This window comes from Leuconostoc litchii (assembly GCF_008107645.1).
In the GTDB taxonomy this organism is placed as follows: domain Bacteria; phylum Bacillota; class Bacilli; order Lactobacillales; family Lactobacillaceae; genus Leuconostoc; species Leuconostoc litchii.
Map to the genome: position 1 here is coordinate 572741 of NZ_SDGY01000001.1, position 18732 is coordinate 591472.

Annotated in this window: 15 protein-coding genes and 1 pseudogene; 1 reads left to right on the forward strand and 15 read right to left on the reverse strand. The window is 35.5% G+C overall.

Annotated elements, in window-relative coordinates; translation table 11 throughout:
- Positions 1 to 70: 70 nt before the first annotated feature.
- The 15 genes and pseudogenes from galT to ESZ47_RS09630 form a co-directional block, all read right to left on the reverse strand.
- On the reverse strand, positions 71 to 1567 hold the full coding sequence (galT, locus tag ESZ47_RS02935) for a UDP-glucose--hexose-1-phosphate uridylyltransferase (RefSeq protein WP_148604585.1): 1497 nt from the start codon (positions 1565 to 1567) through the stop codon (positions 71 to 73).
- 129 nt (positions 1568 to 1696) lie between these two features.
- Positions 1697 to 3916 carry an alpha-galactosidase gene (locus ESZ47_RS02940; RefSeq protein ID WP_148604587.1) on the reverse strand — a complete coding sequence of 740 codons (2220 nt, stop codon included), beginning with the start codon at positions 3914 to 3916 and terminating at the stop codon, positions 1697 to 1699.
- A gap of 478 nt (positions 3917 to 4394) precedes the next feature.
- Positions 4395 to 5045, reverse strand: a complete 651-nt coding sequence (locus tag ESZ47_RS02945; RefSeq protein ID WP_148604589.1) for a YcjF family protein — start codon at positions 5043 to 5045, stop codon at positions 4395 to 4397.
- Positions 5046 to 5160: 115 nt separating this feature from the next.
- Positions 5161 to 5706, reverse strand: coding sequence for an NADPH-dependent FMN reductase (locus ESZ47_RS02950; protein WP_148604591.1), 546 nt, complete (start codon positions 5704 to 5706; stop codon positions 5161 to 5163).
- 247 nt (positions 5707 to 5953) lie between these two features.
- Positions 5954 to 6796 carry an aldo/keto reductase gene (locus ESZ47_RS02955; protein ID WP_148604592.1) on the reverse strand — a complete coding sequence of 281 codons (843 nt, stop codon included), beginning with the start codon at positions 6794 to 6796 and terminating at the stop codon, positions 5954 to 5956.
- Between the two features lie 94 nt (positions 6797 to 6890).
- The gene (locus ESZ47_RS09355) at positions 6891 to 7028 is read right to left on the reverse strand and encodes a hypothetical protein (protein WP_167497039.1); all 138 of its coding nucleotides are present in this window, start codon (positions 7026 to 7028) and stop codon (positions 6891 to 6893) included.
- A 71-nt stretch (positions 7029 to 7099) separates the two neighbouring features.
- Positions 7100 to 7348: a GlsB/YeaQ/YmgE family stress response membrane protein gene (locus ESZ47_RS02960; protein ID WP_148604594.1), complete on the reverse strand. Its 249-nt coding sequence runs from the start codon at positions 7346 to 7348 to the stop codon at positions 7100 to 7102.
- A gap of 122 nt (positions 7349 to 7470) precedes the next feature.
- The gene (locus ESZ47_RS02965; protein ID WP_148604596.1) at positions 7471 to 7998 is read right to left on the reverse strand and encodes an Asp23/Gls24 family envelope stress response protein; all 528 of its coding nucleotides are present in this window, start codon (positions 7996 to 7998) and stop codon (positions 7471 to 7473) included.
- 28 nt (positions 7999 to 8026) lie between these two features.
- A complete protein-coding gene (locus ESZ47_RS02970; protein WP_148604598.1) occupies positions 8027 to 8227 on the reverse strand; it encodes a DUF2273 domain-containing protein in 201 nt (66 codons plus the stop codon).
- 15 nt (positions 8228 to 8242) lie between these two features.
- Complete coding sequence (amaP, locus tag ESZ47_RS02975; RefSeq protein ID WP_148604600.1) at positions 8243 to 8797, reverse strand: alkaline shock response membrane anchor protein AmaP; 555 nt, start codon at positions 8795 to 8797, stop codon at positions 8243 to 8245.
- A 22-nt stretch (positions 8798 to 8819) separates the two neighbouring features.
- Positions 8820 to 9065: a GlsB/YeaQ/YmgE family stress response membrane protein gene (locus tag ESZ47_RS02980; protein WP_148604602.1), complete on the reverse strand. Its 246-nt coding sequence runs from the start codon at positions 9063 to 9065 to the stop codon at positions 8820 to 8822.
- A gap of 104 nt (positions 9066 to 9169) precedes the next feature.
- A complete protein-coding gene (locus tag ESZ47_RS09565; protein WP_280114206.1) occupies positions 9170 to 9304 on the reverse strand; it encodes a hypothetical protein in 135 nt (44 codons plus the stop codon).
- A gap of 244 nt (positions 9305 to 9548) precedes the next feature.
- Complete coding sequence (locus ESZ47_RS02985) at positions 9549 to 10418, reverse strand: SDR family oxidoreductase (RefSeq protein WP_148604604.1); 870 nt, start codon at positions 10416 to 10418, stop codon at positions 9549 to 9551.
- 284 nt (positions 10419 to 10702) lie between these two features.
- Entirely contained in the window at positions 10703 to 14656 is a 3954-nt protein-coding gene (locus ESZ47_RS09625) for a glycoside hydrolase family 70 protein (protein ID WP_482796776.1), read from the reverse strand.
- Positions 14630 to 18451, reverse strand: a pseudogene (locus tag ESZ47_RS09630) (glycoside hydrolase family 70 protein); the annotation flags it as partial. The pseudogene ESZ47_RS09630 and the gene ESZ47_RS09625, both read right to left, overlap by 27 nt.
- A gap of 22 nt (positions 18452 to 18473) precedes the next feature.
- On the opposite strand from ESZ47_RS09630, the gene ESZ47_RS09515 reads away from it, so the two are divergent.
- The coding region (locus tag ESZ47_RS09515; RefSeq protein ID WP_244307552.1) for a hypothetical protein at positions 18474 to 18732 on the forward strand (259 nt) is incomplete at its 3' end.

Consider the following 18732-nt stretch of genomic DNA (forward strand, 5'->3'; position numbering starts at 1 on the left):
TTTCTCCAATACAGTTCAATTTATTGTCATATTATCATTTTTTAAGCAGATAATCAAAAAAACTGTCTAGTTATGATAATTTATCAATAAACCTTTGTAATCCAGCTTGCCCATCAGCATCTCTTTTAAAAACACCCGCATCTTCCAATACTCGTTTGAAAATATTTCCAACACTTTGGTTGATAATGGTATCAATATTATCTGGTGTGATTTCGTTCTGTCTGTTGAGTTCTTCAGCCCAATCTTTATGACTAGGTTGAATTGCTGTTATACCATCAAGCAAGTATTGCTTAACATCAGCTAACTCTTTTTTTAGTCGAGGCGGTAAAATAGCCAATCCCATTACTTCAATCAAACCGATATTTTCTCTCTTAATGTGCTGTACATCTGGATGTGGATGAAAAATACCGTCCGGAAATTCGGTGGATGTATTATTGTCACGTAAAACCAGGTCGACTTCATAACAACCTTGACGCAAACGAACAATTGGTGTTACCGTATGATGCCGTTCACCTTGTTTATCATATGCTTTAATCGAACAACTTTCATCACTGTACTCTTCCCAACTCAACATAATTTTAGTTGCGGCTTCTAAAATACGGTCTTGGTTTTCATCAACTAAGCGTATGGTAGTCATTGGCCAATTTAAAACGCCTGCTTTTTTTAACCGATGCCCCTTAATCTTGATTTCTTTTGAAAACGTTGCTTGTGCCATGGGTAATTCATAGCGTCCAGCCTGAAAATGATCATGTGATAAAATTGAGCCTCCAACAATTGGTAAATCAGCGTTAGATCCAATAAAATAATCAGGAAATTTAGTAACAAATTCTAATAATCTGGAAAGGTTTCCCTTATCAACGTGCATCGGCCGTAATTCTTTTGAAAAAACAATGGCATGTTCATTAAAATAAGCATAGGGCGAATATTGAAAGTACCATGTCTCGTCTCCTAGGCTCAATGGGATTACCCGATGATTTGTTCTAGCAGGATAATCTAATCGTCCCCAATATCCTTCGTTTTCTTTTGCTAACTGAGAAACTGGATATTTTTCGTCCTGTGCATTCTGATTCTTTAAGGCAGCTGCAATTTTTTTTGGATCCTTTTCAGGCTTTGATAAATTTATCGTTATTTGTAAAGTCCCGTAATCAGTTAAAACCGGAAATGAAATATTTTGATTGATTTCACGTGTCTTGATGTAATTACTACGTTTTGATATCCCAAAGAAATAATCGGTGGCGTGTCGTGGTGATATTTTGTAGTTCAACCAAAAATTTTTTCGAATTATCGAAGGACGCGGCACGAAAAAATTCATCAATTGTGCACCTAACATGTCTGCATTTATTTGTCGTTTTGACAATACATCGTTGGCAGCTGCAATTTCTATCAGTTGATCAAGAATATCTAATGTTGTAAAATCATCCAAAAAAATATCTTTAATAAAAACTCCATCAATACCACCAACTAAACCAAGCACTTGATTATACAAATAAATGAAATCCTCATCTGTATAGTCCGTATCCATAATAATTTGTTCTACAAATTGATTTAATAATTCTTTCGTTGTCATTATAATTACCTATATTTCTATACGCTCACCAATAAAATTAATTCAACTGCAAGAAAAAATACTGTTCAGCTCACTAAAAAATTCGATTAATATTCATCAATAATTTGAAGTATTACATTGACATCATTGTCATTCTTGTACTTTAAAGTGGTATACCGATGATGTGAAATCAGCTTGCGAAACGGGCACGTTATATAAACCAATTGACATCAGTTCATCACCTGAATAAAGTAACTTGGTTTCTTGATCAGTATATGTTGCTTCAGAAAGAATGTTACTCAATTTAGTCGTTGTAAAAGTAGGCTGAGCTTCCGATAATATACGATAGTAGAATAACACAATTTCCTTTTTATCAGTACTGACAAATTCCCATGCAGCTTCGTTACCATCGAATGGGCTCTTAATACGATAAAAATCACCATACTGCACAAGTTCTCTGATTTTTTTATAAAAAGAAATTTGCGCTTTAATTTCTTTTTTCTCTTGTTGTTGGAGACTAGCCAGATTGAGTTCATATCCTAATACTCCAGCACTAGCCACATCTCCACGTATTTTCAAACTAATTTGTCGTCCTGTCTGATGATTGGGTGAAGCAGAAACATGGGCGGTCATACTGGATACTGGATAACTCAAGGTCGTACCATATTGAATCTTTAAGCGTTCGACAGGATCTGTATTATCAGAGGCCCATGATTGTGGGAAATAATACAGCATGCCAGCATCAAAACGCCCACCACCACCAGAACAACCTTCAAATAAAATATCAGGATAACGCTTCGTCAATCTTTCTGCCAAATCATATACACCAAGGACATACCTATGGCTTACCTCCCCCTGTTGTTCTGCAGGTAATGTAGCAGAACGAACTTCTGTTAAGTGTCTATTCATATCCCACTTGATATAGTCAATATCGACATGATCTAAAATATCTACCATCTGCTGATAAATATTATCAATGACTACTTTTTGTGAAAAATCAAGTACATATTGATCACGGCTTGGTGTCATCGGGCGATTTGGTATATGAAGTGCATACTCTGGATGATTTCGATAAAGTGTTGAGTTTTTAGATATCATCTCTGGTTCAAACCACAATCCAAACTTCATGCCTTTATTGTGAACTTTTTGAGATAATCCCGTCAAACCACCACCTGTACGCAATTTATCGACATATTCAAACCAATCACCAAGTGAACTAGCATCATCATCACGTCTACCAAACCAGCCGTCGTCTAACACAAACATTTCAATTCCTAATGGTGCAGATTCATCCAATATGGTTTCAATTTTTTCCGAATTAAAATCAAAATAAGTTGCTTCCCAATTATTAATCACAATTGGACGTTGACTAAACTGATATTTGCCACGAGCGACACGTTCACGCAATAGATGATGATATGCTTGAGACATCCCGTTTAATCCTTCATGAGAATAAACAAGTAACGTTTCCGGCGTTTGAAAAATTTCATTGGTATCGAGTAGCCAACTAAATCCCTCTTCATTAATACCTGCTATTACTCGAACTTGATCAACAAAATCTTTTTCAATCGTAAATTGATGGTTCCCTGAGTAAACTAGTTGTATGCCAATGGCCTCACCCTCATTTTCAGTGGTTGTTGGTGAAATAATTGCCACAAATGGATTCATATGGTGTGAGCTAGCACCTCTATGACTTGAAAATTCAGTAACCCCATGCCTAAGAGACTGTCTTTCTATCTGTCGTTCATGCACATGCGCACCTGGTAATGAAATGACTCCTAAATCACTTGATGGTATATCTATTTGAAAAGAAGCTATTTTTTCAATATTAATTTTTTGATTTGAGTTATTTTTTAGACTCACTGAACGAGCGATTACAGGCCTATCAGCGTAAATTGTATAGTATAATGTTAATTCAGCTGATAATGTTTCGTCAATTAAGCGAATTATCAATGTTTTAGCCTCATCATTTGATAAAACATAAGATTGTGGTAAATGTTCTAAATGAACTTTTCCTTCCAGAATATCAAATGATTTAAAACGAAAGTCGGTTGCTTGTACACCTGTTACTGACTTAATTTTGATTGCTGCTTGTCTAAAATCACCTGTGTCGAAACCACCATACTCTTGAAGTAAAGTATCCTTCGAGTACCCACGATCGACTTGATGCGGTTCACCCGGTAGGTTCGGTGAAAATCCTCGATCAAGCCGAGGATACTTTCGGCTACCATGATATTTATAAATTTTTTTCCCAAAATACAGATGGCTTAAAACACCACCTTCTTCAACTTGCAGTAAATAAGATATTTGATTATTTGAGAGGTGAAAAACTTTACGTTGATGATCAACATAAATATTAGCATTAGTCATGTACCTTCTCCTTCTTACTAAATTACAATCATAGCTTAGCATTTGTTCACCACAATGTAAACGGTTACTTTAAGAAAATCGCCATATTTATTCATACTATCAACATCATTTCTTTTTTAATTAACGCCTATATTCAAAAATTAAATCAAACGTTTAATAAAATACTAATTGACTTAGTAACTATAATTAAAAGTAGGTATTAGCACTTACTCTTAAGAGACTCCCAAACCTGATAGGCAGTCTCAAATACTCAACGAAAGTAGCGGAATATTCTAGTACTAAATTTTATCAAAAAACTATATTTGTCCTAGTACAAGAAAAAGTTGTCAAAAACACCATAGTTGTTAGTAATTACCGCACTATTTACTCTAAGGAGTCGTTATTGTTAATAAATAATCATTAAAATCCTACAAACGTTGGTAAAAAAGTATGGCTTCAATATTGAAGCCATACTTTTTAAATAATTATAGTCCATTAGTCAATTATCTTTTGCCTTACGCAATGTTTTAAACAATATGGCAAACTGACCTCGGAAGGACATAGCTTGTTCAAATATATCTTCACCATCATTTAACATTTTAACCGTAACCCATCCCAAAGCTTCAGTAATTGAAACTGCCACCGCTGCATTAATTACCGCACCAGAAACTGTTCCAATCGCTGGAATAAATTTTAAAATATTACCAACTGCACTTCTCCCGAAACTAACAACCACCAGTTCTTTTGATAGACTTTTTCCCAAACTTTCTAACCATGGTTGTCCAAACAACTTATGTAATCGAGACATCATAGTCAACTGAATAGGCACGAGCAGCAAAGCATCTGAAAATGGAATCGGTGAGCAACCAACAATCGCAGCACTTAATGAAGCCGCATGAATAATACGATGAGATTTTTGTTTTTTTTCACGATCAACCCTAGACAAAAAGTTTTCAAAAACTTGTTCCACATTCGACTGGTTCTTAACCAGTAATTTTTCAGCTATCTCTCGAGATTGATTATACGATTTTTGGATTATTTTAGATGTTTTTGCGGGAAATCTGTGTAGCACTTCATCAAAAAAAGAATTGAATTCTTTGTCATCTAGTGTTGTGTCTTGTTTATTCAGTTTGCGATTATCTTCATTCATTTCATATAATCCCCTTAGCTTTATCTACATTCATTATACTCAGCTTATTCAAATAATCATATGATATGCATTATAAAACCCTGATTCACTAACAAATCAGGGTTTAAATATAATATTAAATAGATTTTTTCGCAAAAGTGTCAAACTGCTTTGCAGCGTTAGCCAAAAATTCTTGTGTATCCGTATTAGTAATATGTCCCTCTTCATCAGACAAATTTTGTACATTACCAATATACAATTCTGGTTGTTGCATTGTTGGCATATCTAAGAAGACTAATGATTGACGCAATACATGATGAGCTAACACGCCAGAAATACCAGAAATTGATTGTGAAGCAACTAATGCTGGTTTCCCAGCCCAAACATTTTGACCCCATGGTCTTGAAGCAACATCTAATGCATTCTTTAACGCCGCTGAGATACTACGATTATGCTCAGGTGTTACAAAGATAATTGCATCTTGTAACGCAACCTGGTTACGGAATCGCACGTACTCTTCTGGTGAATCAACATCGTAATCTTGATTATACAATGGTAAATCACTAATTTTCAAATAAGTTATCTCTGCATCTGCTGGAAGCCCAGCAACAAGTGCATCAGCCACACCTTTTGAAAATGAATTATCACGAATTGAACCAATAACAACACCAAATTTTGTCATTTATTTAAACCTCTTTCTTCTTACTAAAAGTAAGTATATACCCAATAAAATATTTTTGCAAGCATTTTATTAGCGTTTACATTGTTTTAAAAATAGCTTTATTAGCTTTTAGCATCAGTTACGTCTCTTAGCTGTGAATTGTCATCGGTCAGTACATTAACTCTTATAAATAAAAAATTTAGACATTCTTTTTAAACTCATTTCTCATGTTTCACGTTGTTTTTTTGCTTGATTAAAGAATATTTAATTACACAAATTCTTCATATTCTTTAGGGTCCTGATTATCTATGCGGCCATCTTCGCGCATTAAAGCACTAATCTGATAAACTTCATCGGCTGTTAGTGCAAAATCAAAAATTTCTAAATTATGATGCTGATGTTGTGGTGTGACAGCTTTAACGACCGGTAAAATACCTCGTTGTACATGCCATCTCAAAATAATTTGTCCAACATTTTTTTCGTACTTCTCTGCCAATGCTAAGATAAGTGGTTCTTTGAGTTCATCACTTCCACGCCCTAACGGACTCCAAGCCTCCGTTAAAATACCATATTCTTGATTCGTGTTGACTAAACTTTCTTGTGGCCAATAAGGATGAATCTCATTTTGGTTCACAGCAGGGGTAACGCCTGTTGCTAAAATAATCTTGTCTAAATGCTCTTTTTCAAAATTAGACACACCAATAGAACGCACTAATCCACGTCTTCGAGCTTCAATTAATGCTTGCCACGCCTCGACATAGTGATTCCTTTTAGGGAGTGGCCAATGAATCAGATATAAATCTAAATAGTCTAACCCTAAACGTAGTAATGATTCCTCAATAATTTTTAACGCATCATCAAAATGATGATACTGACCAGGTAGCTTCGTGGTTACATAAAATTCTGCTCGTGGAATACCCGAACGGCGAATAGCTTCACCAACAGCGCCTTCACTATCATAGTTAGTCGAAGTATCAAGTAATCGATATCCTAACTGAATGGCAGTCAATATTTCATCAACACCTTGATAACCACGAATTTGAAATGTCCCTAAACCAATTTTAGGTAATTTGTGACCATCATTTAATTCATATAATTCAGTAATATTCATGATAAGATCCTCTATTTTTATAAAAAAGGTTATAAAAAAAGGTTAACTTGTTATGCACAAATTAAACCTTTTAGCAGAAAATATGTCAGAAGCTTTAATCAGCTTTTTTGTAATCAGCATTCTTGGGATTACTTTCGTAAATGTTTGTATCTTTTGCTTTTGATTCTGGATCAAGTTTTTCATCTACATGTTCATTCTTTTGATTTTGATACTTTTCTTTATTATCGGCCATATTGACGAATTCTCCTTTTATACCAATATTAAGATATTAGTGCAACAATTACGTTACCTTAACCTCTAGAATTATTTACTTGTTCGACTAGTAATCCAAGATACAATTAATACCAATACCACTGCACCAATAATTGATGGAATAAGTGCCATTCCAGCTAAGCTAGGCCCCCACGAACCTAACAAGCTCTCTCCTAACCATGAACCAATTAGTCCAGCAACGATATTACTAATCCAACCCATAGCCGCTCCTCGGCTTGTAATCGCACCAGCAATTGCACCGATAATGGCACCCACAATAAGTGTCCAAATTAATCCCATAAAATCTCTCTCTTTCCGGGTCAACTATTCAACCCAATTTCAGGTTATCACCGTAATACAATTTGAGCAAATAATCAGCTTTGATACACAGCAATCAAGCATAATCATTCACAAAAATTTTACTATTTAACTCGATCCGCATCATCATTTAAAACTTGTGATGTAGATTTTTTGACAGCATCAACACCATCTGAGGTTTTCTCTTTAATGGCGTTACCGGCATCAGTAACCCGATCCTGCAAACTGGTTTGTGAGGCATCAAATTCTTTTTGTGTTTGAATATCCACGACTTCAACGTTCAATTCAACTAATGTTAAGCTTGTTGTTTCTTTAACTTGTTTTGTAATAACTTGCGTTAATTGCTTGTAAATATCATGTGCATTGTAACCGTAAGCCATGATAATGTTTAAGTCAACCGCAACTTGTTCTTTTCCTACTTCAACACCAATACCATCAGTTGGATTGTCACTATTTACAATTTTATTTTTAATGTTTGCAACAAAACCGCCATCAACTCCTAACAAGCCCGTTACATTCTCGATAGCATAACCGACAACTTTCTGGATTACTTTATCATCAAAGGTTAATTCACCTTTAGCTTCAAATTGCTCTGCATTAGTATTTTGTGCATTTGTCTTATCTGTAGCCATTTTAAATTCCTCTCTTCTTCGAATTAAGTTAGTTTTTTCGTGTAAACATTTTAGAAATAATTGATAAATCTACGTTGTATTCTTCAAGCAGATATCCAATTAGAGCAGCAATTATTGTGATAAATATAATTAATATGGTCTTCCAAAAGCCAACACTCACAAATAATGTAGATAGAATAAATCCCGTTAAACTACCAATCCAAATGTTCATTGATTTTTTGTTTTTCATTTATTCACACTCCTTTTAAATCACACGCGTGACTTTACGTTTTGAGCTTGATTTTTGATTTACTTTAATATCAACTTTGATTGGTAGCCTATTCACACCAGCGAGTAATTCGTTCAAACTTTTAGTCAAATTATAAGAAATATTTGGTAACTCTTCTACTGTTGCTTGTTTATAAACCGAGTCAGCTACAATATAGAATTTGCGCTGACGACGAGTATTTTTCAACGTCACTTTGATATTCGATAAATCTTTCCCAGAAAGCTGTGTTTTAATAAATTGGCTGATACCGTAGTTGCTCAGAGCCAATCTACCATCTTTAGTTTGCTTTAGCGGTACATCTGGTAACTGTATTGGCCAGACTAATACAAATAACAGTGCCAAAGCAGTCAATACTAGTAACACTATTCCATAGTAATAAACAAAGATATTACTTTGAAAGTCAACATGTACGCCAAAACGCTCTAATAATCCAGCTACTTCAGAAAGAATATCTGGCCAAATTAACAAACTGATGCCAACTAAATATCCGAGGTTGAAAATAATCAGTAGTATTTTTTTACTCTTCTTCATACACACCTCTTTAATTTTTTGATTATCGGCTTGCTTTGATTCCAAATACCATCGACACAACCAAAACTAGAATCACTGCGCCGACTATAGAAGGAATAAGCGCCATTCCTGCTAAGCTAGGTCCCCACTGACCAAGTATTGCTTGACCGATTGCTGATCCTACTAGACCAGCAACGATGTTACTAATCCAGCCCATGGATTCACCACGATTAGTGATTGCACCTGCAACTGCGCCGATAATGGCGCCAACAATTAATGACCAAATCATAATTTTCCTCCATTCTCTTCTTCACGAACTATTACACTTAGTTCACTAAGTCGAATATAACACTTATAGAAAACGTTTACTAAAATAATGATTCATTAACCATATTAACTGTGAATTTCTTCTTCTAAACGATCGCCTGCTTTATCAATACCTTTTGCAGCAAAAATCGTACCCCCAACTGCCAAACCCGTTAAAATCAGCATAGTAGCTAGTATTGCTTTCAATAAACTTTTTAACATATTTTTCCCTCGCTTAAATGTTACGTACAAACAAAAGATTTCAATTCTTGTTTGATTTTCGCCAATTTCTTACAACATAATACAAACTAAATAGTAACTGAGAAAATGCCAAAAGCATTGATAATTTATCCCAGAAACCAAAATTTTGATTATTTTTACTTTTTTTATTCATTTTTTTTGCTTTCTTCTTAATCAAGCTAACTATGAACTGAGCTTTGTTTTGCATCAGAATTGTGAAAGAGTATTATTTTAAGCCGCCCGTAACATTAATCGATTCACCGGTAACATAGCTAGATTCATCTGATGCTAGAAAAACATAAGCACCAGCCAATTCAGCTGGCTGTCCAGCTCTACCGATTGGCGTCGATTGACCAAATGTTGGTATATTCTCTTGTAATTGTCCACCAACAATTTGCAGAGGTGTCCAAATCGGTCCGGGTGCTACACTATTCACTCGAATACCACGATTAGCTAACTGTTTTGCTAAACTCATCGTCATGTTTTTGATTGCTGCTTTGGTTCCGGCATAATCAACCAAAAAAGATGATGGTTGTTCTGCTTGAATAGAATTTGTCGTAATAATGCTACTACCTGGTTGTAGATGTGGTAGAGCAGCTTTCACCAACCAAATTAGGCTAAAAACATTTGTCGTATAAGTGTCTACTAATTGTTTTGTTGACAAATTAGCTAAATCAACCTCAGCTTGCTGCTTTCCAGCAACTAATGTCAAAATACTAATATCACCTAAAAAATCTACAGCTTCATCAATTAATTGTTGATTAAAAGCTTCATCTTTTAAATCTCCAGGTACAAGTTTTATCTTACGACCCAAAGATTCTATAATACCTTTCACTTCTTGAGCATCAAACTCCTCTTCAGGTAGATAATTCAGTACAATATCCGCTCCTTCGTGAGCATAAGCAATTGCTACAGATCGACCGATTCCAGAATCTCCACCCGTTATCAACGCTTTTTCATGTTTCAATCGATTATGACCAACATAGCTAGTTGCCCCATCATCCGGTGTTGGTGACATTTTACTTTGTAATCCTGGTTCAGGTTGACGCTGTTTTGGAAAATTCTGCTTAGCGTATTTTCCGCTTTTATTTGTCATATATTTCCTCCCTTTTCATACAATACCTACCTCAACAATATTAGGTACAAGCTTAACTTTTACAACGATAAATTAAAATTTTGCTACTCAATTATGTGAAAATGATATTTAATCTATCAAGGTCACTATAACATTAATAGAAAGGGGTTACAAAAATTTTGATTATACACTAAATATGCTTATTATTAATAACAAAGAACAAATCAACCAAAAAGCAGGAGAAATTTAAGTATTTCTCCTGCCTCTATAACAAAATAAAGTTGTATTTCTTAACTTATTTTTGTTTAGTTATTTAGAAAATCGTTGCTATTTTCTTCCCCAATTTTGAAATATTGTCCTGTATTCCAATCTTTCAAAACATATCCCATACCGTTACCTAATACATTAGTCCCATTCATATATTTAGCTGACCACTGCTTAATTTCCTCATCAGTTGGAATATCTTGACGAGTACTTTGTGACAGCGTGTAGTACGGATCTGATCCATCATTTGAATAATTTTTAACCCAATAATCATACGTCTTTGCTTCAAACAAATCTGGATATTGTTGTTTCAATTCATTCAAATATTCACCACCGTATTGGGCTTGATATTTACCACCACCAACACTATTAACCGCATAGAGTTGTGTCCCAAATCCAGTTGCTATATCATTACCATATACGCCGGCACGTGAAGCTGATACGACCTCTTGTCCAGATAAATTATAAACTTGGTTATCAACTACATCAGCCATAACCTGCATATTTGATTGGTGCAATGCTTTAATTGCAGTACGCAAATCTTTATCAGTACCGTACTTAGTTGGTGTTTCAAATCCCAAATCATATCGGTCAGTAAATGCATAACCATTATCAATTGTTGAATCTAAGAACGTATGGTCCCCACTTGAACGATATTGTGGTGCCATCTCAAAACTCGTGATTCCCCATTTTTCAAATAAATTAGCATTTTTAGCAATTACTACGTTAGTCAGTTCGTCATTGGTGGTTGCTTTAGGTTGGAAATTAGAAAACCCTTCGTAAATCAAGTTTGAATCTAATGCCGCATTAGAATGCAACACTTTGCCATCAGTATTTGCATCCGTTGATGCTGCTGTTCGGGAATCTTGATCATCGCTAGCTCCTACGGGCACCCAAACTGCTAAGTAACCTGATACCTGTGGATTAGCATAGCCGTGCACATTAGTGTATTCTTGTCCAGAAATTTCTTTATTTGAGAATGTTAATGTACCTTGATTATTTGTCCAAGCAGTTGGTGCATCGTCATCAGAAGAATACGTAACAATACCATCACTGGTCGTTAACAATGCAGCTCGATACTTTTGGTTTTTATGAGCAGCTCCCATTTCTAAAGTAACTGTATCTGAGTCATTGAGTGTTAATGATGAATCATTCCCCACCAGCACACCAACACCCTCCGTGCGTGTTTCATCCGTACCAAGATCATTAGCTGTCATTGCGTCTTTACCAAAACGAACACTTTTTAACAAACCATTGTTATCTACACCCATGGTTTGTCCACCGCTCACGTAACTCTTTCTAGTATTCATCAAAGATACAATGGCATCGTAATAAATGCTTTGCTTTTCCATATATTGACCATCATCTTGATACATATCACCGTAATAAACACGTGGAACCGTGTCCTTATTAGTGAGCATCAAAGCATAAATACTAGGTAAGTTATAAATGTTATACTTTTTATCCGTTGAACGTTGATCTTGATAATAAGCCGCTAAGCCTTCTTTTAATTGCTCATCAGTGAAATTCGTCCAATCTGCACCAGTTGTGTCAGTGATTGCAGCACCAACTTTTTCCTGGATTCCCTTATCATGAGCGTGAATGATTGAATAATTTGGTGTAGCTTCATTTTCTGTTGCATTATTGGTATGATCAGCAATGACTTGTCCACCATCCACATCTTGCAACATGTTCGTCAATGAACTATTCTTTCCTGGTTCATTGGCCAGAGATAGCGTAGCTGCCTCTCTTAAATTAGATTCAATTAAGGCATCACTCTTGATTGTAGAAGTACCAGCATCTAATCCAGCTTCAACCAGCGAAATATGCTTATTAGCGCTGTCTTCACTTGCATCCACTTTATAAGCATCACGCATGTAGTCGTAGGTTCTCTGAATCGCATCATTGTTGATGAAATCAACTGCATCAATACGTATGCTATCAAAATTGGCGTCATCATCACTGGCTGTAATTGTGCCAAAGTTCATTAAATAATGTAACCAATTCAAATTTTCGGCTTGAACGGCAGGGTTAGAATTGTCGACATCGTTAGCGAGTAAGAAATCGAAAGCATTTCCTGATTCACGATAATCTGAATTAGTTGTTGGTGTTAGGTCACTATTACCATACTTAAGATAACCACCTTGGAACCAAGCATCCCCCTGACCTTGATATTCAGAATCTTTATTCCAAATAAACTGTTGTTTTACAAATGAAAGTGTATTTCCATGAGATTCAAACAAAAGGTCTTTCAGCCAATCTGTACTCTTTTCTTTCGAAATACGCTGTTCAATAGCCGCTTGGGCTTTTTGCGCGGCAACATTCAAGTCATATTGATCAGATTGTAGATTAAATTGACTGGTTGTATCTAGCAAACCATTTTGCTTCATAAAATTCAAATAATTAACTTCAACATCTTTATTTGGCCACCAAACTGTAATTACTGGTCGCATATCACTTACTGAAGATGCTACCCAAGACTGTCCATTTTCTAGAATTTCCTTAGGACGGTACCATGTATTAGCTGTTAAGAAACCATCTACTGTATTCTCAAAGCTAGAAATCTCATTGCGATATACAGCACTACGTTGTGCCATTTCATTGGTTGCCTTCACTGTAATATTTGTAAACAAATATTGCCCATTACCATTTTTATCAAAGTAATATGTGACATTGTCAACAGTAACTTGCTGATTCTTAACTTGACGACCATCATTGCTATTAAAATATTGCAATTGACCATCAATGCTTACTAATCCTGTAACTTGATTATTTTGGTTATCAACATAGGTTACTTTTTCGCCATCAGTTTCGTACTTTCCATTTGTATATGCTTGCTTGATTTGACTAACTAGGTTTCCTTTTGATGGCTCAAAATAGTAAAGATTACCATCATAGTCTGCAACACTTCCTTTTATTTGAGCCCCTGTAATTGGATCAAAATATTGTAAATGACCATTTATGTTTTGTAATCCCTTTAATATTTGATTATTTGCACCACGATAAACCCATGCAGTTGTGTTATCACTCAACTGAACAGTCCCATAATGCCCTGATACCACAGTGGATAATAAGCGTCCATCTCCTTGTCCATTAGTGAAGTAATAAGTATCATGACCAATCGTTACAAAGTCACCTTTGGCTTGCACACCAGTTGTTAAATTAAAATAGCGTAACTTACTATCCGAATCGATATATAAGCCGGTAAGATTTTCACCTTTGACTTGATAATACCAATTTTGATTGTTGTCAGTTATATATTGACCATTTTTTGGCATTGCTGTCACGGTTTTAACATTTTGTTTATCACCGTTTTCTTTATCAAAAGTATAGAGAACACCATCAATTGTTCGTTTATCACCCTTAACCTGATAGCCAATTTGATCAAAGAATAAATTTTGATGATTAATCTGTTGTTCACCAGTTACAGCAACGCCATCAGCACCAAAGTAAGCCCATATACCATTGGCAACTTGTTCAAATTTGTTGGTAATCAACTCGCCAGAGTCAGGATCATAGAAACGCATTTTACCTGATGCATCAACATAAGCTTCACCCTTAACTTGTTGTCCGTCTGGCTTGAAGTAAAGTTTCTGACCTCTAATCGTCTGCGCCCCCGTCACAGCATTGCCATTATTATCTAAATATAGCCATGATCCATTTGGTAATTTACCAAAATCATTTTTTAGTTTTTCACCACTCATGCCTGTGTAGTAATTTATTGTGCCATCGTCATTAACAACTTTATCGTTCTTAACTTGTTTCCCCTTATCATCGAAGTATAGTTCTTGGCCATTAATTGTTTGCGATCCTGTAGCAGCAACACCATCATTATCCAAATACATCCATGATCCATCTGGTAGTTCTTCAAATCGGCAAACTACTTGTTTACCATCTGCATCAAAGTAATAGATTTTATCACTAACTTTTTGGACACCAGTAACTGAAATACCTTTATCATTAAGATAAATAGTTGTTTCGTCATCTAATTGCAACAATGAATTCTTAATTTGCTTCCCATCTTTAGAAAAGTACAATGACTGACCATCAATCTTTTGCTGTCCCCTGAGCGCATTGCCATTATTATCTAGATATAGCCATGAACCATCACTTGTTTCACCCCATGAATTAACAACCATACTCCCAGTATTACGGTCATAATAATGAATTTGACCTTGTTCATCTGTAATAGCATCGCCCTTAATTTCTTTGCCATCTTGACCAAAATACAAGTTTTGGCCATCAATTACTTGCGATCCTGTTACGGCTACACCTTTATCGTTCAAATATAACCATGAACCGTCTGACAATTGCTTGAAAGTATTCTTAAGTTGTACACCATTGTTATTGAAATACAACACTTGACCGTTAAGCACTTGCTTACCAGTTACGGCATTACCATTATTATCTAAGTACAACCATGAACCATCACTTGTTTCACCCCATGCACCCATAACCATATTTCCTGTGCTGCGATCATAATAATGGATATGACCACTAGAATCAGTAATACTTTCACCTTTTATTTGTATACCACTTTCGTTAAAATAAAGGCTTTGTCCATCAATCTTTTGTTGTCCTATCACTGCTATACCCTTATCATTTAAGTATAGCCATGAGCCATCGCTTGTTTTACCCCAATTATTTACAACTAAGTTACCTGTGTTACCGTCAAAATAACGAACATTTCCATCAATATCTTTAATGGCAACACCTTTAAGTTGCACACCATTAGCATCAAAGTATTGTTGATTAATTGTCCCATCGTCTGCAGTAATTGTTGTTAAACCAATGGCCATTCGCCCATCTGAGAAGAAATAATGCCATCTATTGTCTGAATCTTGATAATATTGGTCAACAATTTGACGACCCGTACTACTGTAATAATATTCATTTGTACCATCAGATAAATAAGCATCTTGTAGCTCTACACCGTTTGGTAGGAAATAATATTTTTTACCATTAATTTCTTGTGCGCCAACAACCATATAACCATCATCATCAAAATAATACCAATTGTCATTATCTTGAATAAATGTATTTTTTGCTTGATAACCACTTGTAGAATAGAATTCTGTCTTACCACTATCAACCGTAATAAATCCTGTGCTTGTTTTTTCTCCTAACAATTGCTTAGGTAGGAATTCATTTTCACTCGAAACATTGAAATACTGATTCGTCGCCCAATCTTTCAGAACATACCATGCACCGCGGCCTTGAATGTTAGAGCCATTAAAATACTTAGCGGACCATTCTGTGATTTTGACATCCGGATTCATTGTTTGACCTGTTGAAATTTGTTTTGTTTCAAATAACTCAGGGTAATCTTCCTTTAGCTTATCTAAGAACGCACCGCCATAAACTTTTTGGTATTCGCCACCACCAACTGTACGAGAATCATATAAAGTATTATTAATAACTGAATTTTCATCTAACTTCCCGGAACCATTGGTACGACTAGCTGTGACGATTTCTTCACCAGGCAAATTATAAATTTGATCAGGTACCCAATCATTAATTGCTTGAATTCCTTCACCATGTAATGCTCTTAAGGCATCCAATAGTTGGTCGACTGTACCATACTTTGTAGGTGTGTTATATCCAATATCATAGCGGTCAGTGAAAGCGTAACCATTTTGAATAACTGAATCTAAGAAGCTATTATCTGTACTTGAACGATATTGTGGTGCTAATTCAAAACTGGTTATACCAAGACTTTTGAATAATTGTGCATTTTGAGCAATTTTAATATTGGTATATTCATTAGTCTGGGTTGGCATTGCTTGAAAGTTTGAAAAGCCTTCATAGATAACCTGTGAATCCAAAGCAGCGTTTGAATGATAGGTATCACCATCTTTTGAGGTTGTTGTACTGCTTTCAGTTCTAGCATCTTGATCTTCTGTTGCACCAACTGGCACCCAAGCAGCTAAGTATCCAGAAACTTGTGCATCATTGACACCATAAACCATATCAGACTTGAAAATTAATCGACCCTGACTATCTGTATATACAATTGGCGCATCATTATCGTTATTATAAATTTTCAATCCGTCTTTTGTACTTAACATTAATGCACGATAAGCTTGATTTTTGTGCGCAGCACCCATATTAAGTATGACTTGCTCATCATTATTTAACTTCAAATCAGTTTTGTTACCAACAATTAAACCTATGCCTTGTGTACGTGTTTCACTTGTACCAGCATCTATGGCCGTCATTGCATTCTTACCATAGCGAACAGATGTCAAGAGACCTTGATTATCATGAAGATAAGTCATATTCATGGCTTGCCCACCTGATACGTATTTCACACGTGATTGCAACAAGGAAGTCAGCGCATCATAATATGGTGACTTTGCGGACATATATTGTCCATCATCCGTAAACAAGTCACCATAATAAACACGAGGAATTGTATCCTTATTCGTCAACATCAGAGCATATGATGAAGGTATATTATAGGCTGTATATTCTTTATCAGCTTTTAGTTCGTCAGCATTGTATATTTCGAAGGCTTTAGCAATTTCATCTGTTGAGACGGTTAATCCATCTGAATTAGGATTAATCTTATCCTTAATAATTTGAGCAATAACCGTTTGGACTTCACTGTCATGCGCACGAATAAATGAATAATTCGGTTGTGCTTCATTCTCTGTTGCATCTTCAGCTCTGTTCACCAAACTTGTTGAAATAGCTGGTTCCAAACCACTGCGCGCACTACTTGGCATATTTAATGAATACTTTAATGCTAAATGCATGGGAAAGTCCATCGTTAATTGATTATTTCCTTGTGCTTTTACATAGGCAGGGTCATTGTTATCCCAGTCTTCCAATATAGATATATGACTGTTTGCATTAGCATCACTTTGATCGGTACCGTATGCTGCTTTGAAATAGTTTCCAGCTATCTGTAACAAATCAGCATTTACATTGTCCACAGCATCAACTCTGTATCCATCAAAATTAGCTGTAGGGTCATTTTGTACAATAGTACCAATATTCATCATGTAATATAACCAATTCAATTGCTCAGCCTGAACAATTGGATTAGAATTGTCGACATCATTGGCCAACAACATTTCATAGCCGCCCTGTTTACTATTATCAGTAATTTGACCATTCTGGTTTGTTGGTGTTCGATTTAACAAGCGATAATCAGAGTTAGCGTTTGGTGTTAAATCACTATTAACATATAACAATGCACCACCTTGCAAATGATCTGTTCCCTTAGATTCACTATTGATATTCCAGTTAGCTTGTGAATCAATCATTTTATTCATATCATTCTTAAGCCAGTCAGTGTTTCCAGATAAACTAATTTTTTCTTCAATGTTTTTTTGAACAGCCATAGCTGCATCAGTCAAACTACTCATACTATCGCTATTTGATAGTGCAATATCATCTGCTAACAGTCCTGCAGACTGCATATATTTTAAGTATGAGACCTGGGTATCTTTATCTGGCCACCAAGACATCAATAATGGTCGTAAATCATTTGCAGTTGAGGCTGTCCATGTTGTACCATTCTTCAATATATCTTTAGGCCGATACCAACTATTTGCTGTCAAATAACCATTAACTTGTGTAAAACTATCTGATGATAATGAATATGCAGCATTATGTTCGTTTCCGATATTTACCAATCCATCTGTATATTGGCTGCTATTTGAGGTTAAGGCCCCTGTATCTTTATCAAAATACAGTACTTTACCGTCAATGATAGCTGTAAAGTTTTTCTTAGTTTGACCATCAGCACCAACAAAAAAAGTTTGACCATTAATTTGTTTGATATTTTCTGATGAAGTCGTATTTGTGATATTTTTTTCACCTGATAAAGCAGTAGCATCCACTGCCTTATCTGTTGAAATTGCGGTAGCTACTGCCTTATTTGCTGCAGTTGTTAAGTCTACCGACACACCTGCTACTTTTGTGTTCGCTGCCTTATATGTCTCAGATACTGGATTCACTACTTTATCTGTTGTAGCTGTTGTATTTACTGCTACGTCTACTGTGCTATCAGTATTTACTACTTTATTTGTTGTTGCTGCTCCGTCTGTTGTGCTATCAGCAT

What these genes read in the sequence shown, in the direction of transcription:
- galT (WP_148604585.1), bottom strand. Translation starts at nt 1,567, where the DNA reads ATGACAACGAAAGAATTATTAAATCAATTTGTAGAACAAATTATTATG.
- ESZ47_RS02940 (WP_148604587.1), bottom strand. Translation starts at nt 3,916, where the DNA reads ATGACTAATGCTAATATTTATGTTGATCATCAACGTAAAGTTTTTCAC.
- ESZ47_RS02945 (WP_148604589.1), bottom strand. Translation starts at nt 5,045, where the DNA reads ATGAATGAAGATAATCGCAAACTGAATAAACAAGACACAACACTAGAT.
- ESZ47_RS02950 (WP_148604591.1), bottom strand. Translation starts at nt 5,706, where the DNA reads ATGACAAAATTTGGTGTTGTTATTGGTTCAATTCGTGATAATTCATTT.
- ESZ47_RS02955 (WP_148604592.1), bottom strand. Translation starts at nt 6,796, where the DNA reads ATGAATATTACTGAATTATATGAATTAAATGATGGTCACAAATTACCT.
- ESZ47_RS09355 (WP_167497039.1), bottom strand. Translation starts at nt 7,028, where the DNA reads ATGGCCGATAATAAAGAAAAGTATCAAAATCAAAAGAATGAACATGTA.
- ESZ47_RS02960 (WP_148604594.1), bottom strand. Translation starts at nt 7,348, where the DNA reads ATGGGATTAATTTGGACACTTATTGTGGGTGCCATTATCGGTGCAATT.
- ESZ47_RS02965 (WP_148604596.1), bottom strand. Translation starts at nt 7,998, where the DNA reads ATGGCTACAGATAAGACAAATGCACAAAATACTAATGCAGAGCAATTT.
- ESZ47_RS02970 (WP_148604598.1), bottom strand. Translation starts at nt 8,227, where the DNA reads ATGAAAAACAAAAAATCAATGAACATTTGGATTGGTAGTTTAACGGGA.
- amaP (WP_148604600.1), bottom strand. Translation starts at nt 8,797, where the DNA reads ATGAAGAAGAGTAAAAAAATACTACTGATTATTTTCAACCTCGGATAT.
- ESZ47_RS02980 (WP_148604602.1), bottom strand. Translation starts at nt 9,065, where the DNA reads ATGATTTGGTCATTAATTGTTGGCGCCATTATCGGCGCAGTTGCAGGT.
- ESZ47_RS09565 (WP_280114206.1), bottom strand. Translation starts at nt 9,304, where the DNA reads ATGTTAAAAAGTTTATTGAAAGCAATACTAGCTACTATGCTGATTTTA.
- ESZ47_RS02985 (WP_148604604.1), bottom strand. Translation starts at nt 10,418, where the DNA reads ATGACAAATAAAAGCGGAAAATACGCTAAGCAGAATTTTCCAAAACAG.